Genomic DNA, 4838 nt, shown 5'->3' on the forward strand with positions numbered 1-4838 from the left:
TCTGGCGCGGGGATTGGGCTCGCTGGCTCGCCTTCGCGCTGCCACAGGCGCGGATCGACGCGGGGCGGGGCCCGGCCTTCTCGCTCTACAGTCTCGCGCTGGATGCCTGCCTGTCAGGCTCCGGCGTCCTGATGGGGCGCTTGAGCCTGGTCTCGGCCCACCTGGCGAGCGGCCGGCTCGTCGCGCCCTTCCAGCAGGCCATGCCGACACCGGACAGGCTGACCCTGACACCGGCCAACGGGCCCGGCGCCCATGCGCGCCGGATGGAGATCATGGAATGGCTCGCGCGCTCGGCGCCGCAGGCCGTTCAGATATAGGCGCCGCAATCGCCTTCGAGGGTCTGGTGCATCGAGCGCGAGGGCTCTGCGCAGCCGGCCTCGCCGACGACCTTGGCCGGCACGCCCGCGACGGTCTTGTTGCGCGGCACGGCCGCCAGCACCACTGACCCGGCCGCCACGCGGCTGCATTGGCCGACCTCGATATTCCCGAGTATCTTGGCGCCGGCGCCGATCAGTACACCCTTGCGGATCTTCGGGTGGCGATCGCCACCCTGCTTGCCGGTGCCCCCGAGCGTGACACCGTGAAGCATCGAGACATCATCCTCGATCACCGCCGTCTCGCCGACGACCACGCCCGTCGCATGGTCAAGGAAGACGCCCTTGCCGATCTTCGCGCCCGGATTGATGTCGGTCTGGAAGACCTCCGAAGACCGCGCCTGGAGATAGAGCGCAAAATCACGCCGGTCGCGTTGCCACAGCCAGTGCGCGAGGCGGTGGCACTGCAACGCATGGAAGCCCTTGAAGAACAGCACCGGCTCGAGCACACGGTAGCAGGCCGGATCGCGGTCCAGCACCGCCATCACGTCAGCGCGAATGCCGGCGCCGATCGTCGCGTCGTCAGCCATCGCTTCGGCGAAGCCCTGCTCGATCAGGTCGGCGGTCACGGCCGGGTGGCCGAGCCGGGCCGCGACGCGATGGGCAACCGAGCATTCGAACGAAGGCTGGTTGAGAACCGACGCGACGATCAGCGTGCCGAGCGCCGGTTCGGCCGCCACGGCCGCTTCAGCCTCGCCACGCAGGCGAGACCAGACGGGGTCGAGCCGGTCGAGGCCGGTTGCGGGATCGCGTGCTTCCAAGACGGAGCGCCCTGACGGCATGGTCGTTCTCCGGAAAAGGGTCGTCGGCAGGATGACAGCCTAGCCGCAAGCGGGCATCGGCGCCAAAAGGCTCAGGCCAACCGAAGTTGAATCGAAAAGCGAGGCAGCAGATTCAGTTTTTCAGGGAACGTCGACAACACATTGGCGTCGCCCGCTTTTTCAGAGTGCCGCTCATCTGCCCCAACGTTCTCACAAACGCGCGAGAAAGTCGAGGACGGCCTGCTTGTGGCTCTTGTCGCCGACAGCGAGGTTATGATCGCGCCCGACGATATCGAACGACTCCGCATCGGGGATGAGCTTCGCCAGTTCTGGCCCGGAGCCGGACACCTCGTCCTTGGTGCCGACGCTGATCAGGGTCGGCATCGAGATCTGCCCGACCTGCTCTGCGGTCAACGTCTGGCGCGAACCGCGGATACAGGCAGCGAGCGCCCGGAGATCGCTCCTGGTCTGCTCGGCAAAGGCGCGGAACATCCGCTGCATCGGATCGGTCAGCACGTCGAGGGACGGCGCCTCCATCGCGTCGGCGATGCCGAGCGGCAGCCCTACCCCCTCGACCAGATGGATGCCGAGCCCGCCGAGCAGCAGCGCGTCGAGCCGGCGCGGATGCGCCAGCGCCAGATGCGCCGAGATGCGCGCGCCCATCGAATAGCCCATCACCGCGGCACGCGGGATATCGAGATGGTCCATCAGCCGGCGGACATCCTCCGCCATGATATCCGAGGAATAGGCGGCGGGATCGTAGAGCTTCTCGCTCTCGCCATGACCGCGATCATCGAGCGCGACGACCCGGTAGCCGGCATGGGTCAGCGTCTTCGTCCACTGCGTGTTGACCCAGTTGGTCATGTGCGAGGAGGCGAAGCCGTGGACCAGCACCACCGTCCGGTGCTGCGGCGTTTCGCCGGTCGGGGCCAGGTCAACGAAAGCGATCTTCACGCCGTCGGAGGAAAAGCTCTGCATGCGGGTCTCGAAGCGAGGCGGAGTGATGGAACGGATTATGGTCTCTTCCCTGCCATGCGGCCTCTGCTTTGGGTAGCCGCTGCGGCGCGGCTTGCTTATGAACTGTGGCCATGAACCAGATCGCCCCCAGCGCGCCGATCGCCGCCGCGGCTTCGGAATCGCCCCGCTTCGCTTTCGTCGATGTCGCGCGCGGCGGCGCGCTGCTCGCGATGTTCATCTACCACTTCGCCTATGATCTCTCCTTCCTCGGGCTGATCGAAACCGACATCGTCGCCGAGCCCGGATGGCGGATCTTCGCCCGCTGTATCGCAGGCTCGTTCCTGATCATCGTCGGCTTCAGCCTGGTGCTCGCGACGCGCAAGGGCCTGAATCGACAAGCATATCTCAGGCGCCTCGCCATGGTCGCGGGAGCCGCGGCTCTGGTCTCGCTCGGCACCTGGTTCGCACTGCCCGGCAACTTCATCTACTTCGGCATTCTCCATCAGGTCGCTGTCGCCAGCGTGCTGGCCCTGCCCTTCCTGCGCCTGCCGCTCATCGTGGCTGCGCTTTCGGCGGTCGTCGCCTTCGCTCTGCCGAGCTTCGTCGCCCACCCGCTTCTCGACGCTCCCTGGCTGTCATGGCTTGGCTTCTCGCACGCCCCGATCCGATCGGCGGATTTCGTCCCTGTCTTTCCCTGGTTCGGCTGCGTACTGACCGGCATCGTGCTCGCAAGGCTTCTGCTGCCGCGGCTCAGTGGCACTGCATTGGCCGCCTGGCGTCCGGCCAATCCGCTGGCGCGAATCGCAGCCTGGGGCGGCCGCCACAGCTTGCTGGTCTATCTCGTCCACCAGCCGGTCTTCATCGCCATGTTGACGCTCGTGACACTCGTCGCGCCGCCGCCGTCGCCCGGCGAGCGCGCCTTCCGCTCGGAATGCCAGCGCAGCTGCGGGCCCGACATCCCGGAGCAGCTCTGCCGCGCCGTCTGCGCCTGCACCATCGACCGGCTCAAGCGCGAGCAGCTCTGGCAGAAGGTGCTCGAAGACCGGCTCTCGTCGGAGGAAGGTGGCCGGATGGGTGCCTTTGCCCAGGCCTGCCTGCGCGAGCACTGATGCAAATCGCGCACTGGCGTCCCGCCGGCTGACGGGATAGGTTGCGCCGAAATTCCAGCTTTCCGAAGAGCAACGACCATGGCCGCTACCGGCATCCCGCATTTTCACAACGATCCCGGCGTCGCCGTCGTCCATGTCGGCGCGCATGAGTTCATGTGCATCGGCGCCAAGCCGCCCTTCGACCATCCGCATGTCTTCCTCGACATGGGTTCCGACAACGAGATCATCTGCCCCTATTGCTCGACACTGTTCAAATACGAGCCATCGTTGAAGGGTGCCGAATGCACACCGCCGGAATGCGCCTGGCACGACACCGCCAAGGCGGCCTGAAGCCCGCTTTGCTGAAGCGCGGGTTCTGAGGGGCGCCCGCGCCCTCCCCGGCGTCATCGATCAAGGGCATCGCTTCGTGTCTGCTCCTCATTTCGTCATCGCCGGCGCCGGCATCGGCGGGCTGACCATGGCGCTGTCGCTTGCGCGCCGCGGCATCGCTGTCACCGTCGTCGAGAAGCGCACCGGCTTCGGCGAGACCGGCGCGGGCCTTCAGGTCACCTCCAATTCCGGCCGTGTGCTCGACGCGCTCGACCTCACCCTGCCGCTGAAGCGTGTCAGCGTGTCCTCGCACGGGCTGGTGATCCGGCGCTGGCGCGACGGTTCCCAGGTCCTGGAGATGCCTTCCAGCCCGGAGCGCATGCCCACGCCGTTCCGCATGCTGAAGCGCAGCGATCTGCATACCGTCCTGCTCGACGCCGCCCGTGCCATGCCGAACATCCGCTTGATGGTCGGCCGTGGCGTCCAGGAGGTCAGCCACGGCGAGAATGGCGTCACGATCAGCATCGCCGGGCAGAACGGCAGCGGCGAGACGCTTTCCGCGCTCGGGCTGATCGGCGCCGACGGGCTTTGGTCGCGTGTGCGGGATCTCACCGGCGATGCCTCGCCGCCGGTCTTCACCGGCTACGAAGCCTGGCGCACCGTCGTACCGGCGCGCGCCGCCGACAAGCCGCGGGTGACGCTCCATATGGGACCCGGCCGCCATGCCGTGCATTACCCCGTGGCTGGCGGCAAGGAGATCAACATCGTCGTCGTCCGCCAGGCGAAGGAAGCCCGCGAGGGCTGGTCGCGCGATGGCGAAGGCAGCATCGTGACTGAACACCTCTCCGGGGCCTCGCCTGCATTGCGCGAGCTCACCGGCGCGGCTCAGGTCTGGCAGGTCTGGTCGCTGTTCGATCGCAAGCCCGCCGTCATGGCGAGAGGCCGGATCGCTCTGATGGGTGACGCCGCCCACCCGATCCTGCCCTTCCTTGCGCAAGGCGCCTCGCTCGCCATCGAGGATGCGGCCGTTCTGGCCCGCCTGCTCGCGGAGATGCTCGGCCGCGATGGCGAGGCCGGCGTGCCGGTCGCCTTCGCCGCCTATGCGCGGACGCGCGCCCAGCGTGTCGCCCGCGTTCAGGAGGAGAGCCGGGCCAACGGCCGCAACTATCACATGGGCTGGCCGCTCAGCATCGCCCGCGATTTCGCCCTGAAGCGGCTGGGCCCGGACGGGCTGCGCAACCGCTATGGCTGGCTCTACGACTGGCGCGACATATAGTATCGGGCCGGAGAACAAATTCCGACGCAGCAAGAATCGGCTGCAGTATCAG

The 4838-nt window shown here is 67.3% G+C and carries 6 protein-coding genes; 4 read left to right on the forward strand and 2 right to left on the reverse strand.

All coding sequences use genetic code 11. The features are described from left to right. The coding region (locus ACIPIA_RS10340) for a type 2 periplasmic-binding domain-containing protein (protein WP_465246955.1) at positions 1-317 on the forward strand (317 nt) is incomplete at its 5' end. Here ACIPIA_RS10340 and cysE read toward each other — a convergent pair. Together cysE and ACIPIA_RS10350 are read right to left on the reverse strand one after the other, a co-directional pair. Next, positions 308-1156: a serine O-acetyltransferase gene (gene cysE / locus ACIPIA_RS10345; RefSeq protein WP_400509176.1), complete on the reverse strand. Its 849-nt coding sequence runs from the start codon at positions 1154-1156 to the stop codon at positions 308-310. The genes ACIPIA_RS10340 and cysE overlap by 10 nt on opposite strands. Positions 1157-1345: 189 nt before the next feature. After that, positions 1346-2113 (reverse strand): alpha/beta fold hydrolase, encoded by a 768-nt coding sequence (locus tag ACIPIA_RS10350; protein WP_400509178.1) that lies wholly within the window; start codon positions 2111-2113, stop codon positions 1346-1348. Between the two features lie 110 nt (positions 2114-2223). Between ACIPIA_RS10350 and ACIPIA_RS10355 the strand changes: the two genes are divergently transcribed. From ACIPIA_RS10355 to ACIPIA_RS10365, 3 genes are all read left to right on the forward strand, one after another. Then, the gene (locus tag ACIPIA_RS10355; RefSeq protein WP_400509180.1) at positions 2224-3201 is read left to right on the forward strand and encodes an acetyltransferase domain-containing protein; all 978 of its coding nucleotides are present in this window, start codon (positions 2224-2226) and stop codon (positions 3199-3201) included. Between the two features lie 78 nt (positions 3202-3279). Next, on the forward strand, positions 3280-3531 hold the full coding sequence (locus tag ACIPIA_RS10360; RefSeq protein ID WP_400509182.1) for a zinc-finger domain-containing protein: 252 nt from the start codon (positions 3280-3282) through the stop codon (positions 3529-3531). Between the two features lie 76 nt (positions 3532-3607). Beyond that, the gene (locus ACIPIA_RS10365) at positions 3608-4786 is read left to right on the forward strand and encodes an FAD-dependent monooxygenase (RefSeq protein ID WP_400509184.1); all 1179 of its coding nucleotides are present in this window, start codon (positions 3608-3610) and stop codon (positions 4784-4786) included. The last annotated feature ends 52 nt before the right edge of the window (positions 4787-4838 follow it).

It is taken from the genome of Allobosea sp. CER48 (assembly GCF_044752385.1).
Classification (GTDB): domain Bacteria; phylum Pseudomonadota; class Alphaproteobacteria; order Rhizobiales; family Beijerinckiaceae; genus Allobosea.

What these genes read in the sequence shown, in the direction of transcription:
- cysE (WP_400509176.1), bottom strand. Translation starts at nt 1,156, where the DNA reads ATGCCGTCAGGGCGCTCCGTCTTGGAAGCACGCGATCCCGCAACCGGC.
- ACIPIA_RS10350 (WP_400509178.1), bottom strand. Translation starts at nt 2,113, where the DNA reads ATGCAGAGCTTTTCCTCCGACGGCGTGAAGATCGCTTTCGTTGACCTG.
- ACIPIA_RS10355 (WP_400509180.1), top strand. Translation starts at nt 2,224, where the DNA reads ATGAACCAGATCGCCCCCAGCGCGCCGATCGCCGCCGCGGCTTCGGAA.
- ACIPIA_RS10360 (WP_400509182.1), top strand. Translation starts at nt 3,280, where the DNA reads ATGGCCGCTACCGGCATCCCGCATTTTCACAACGATCCCGGCGTCGCC.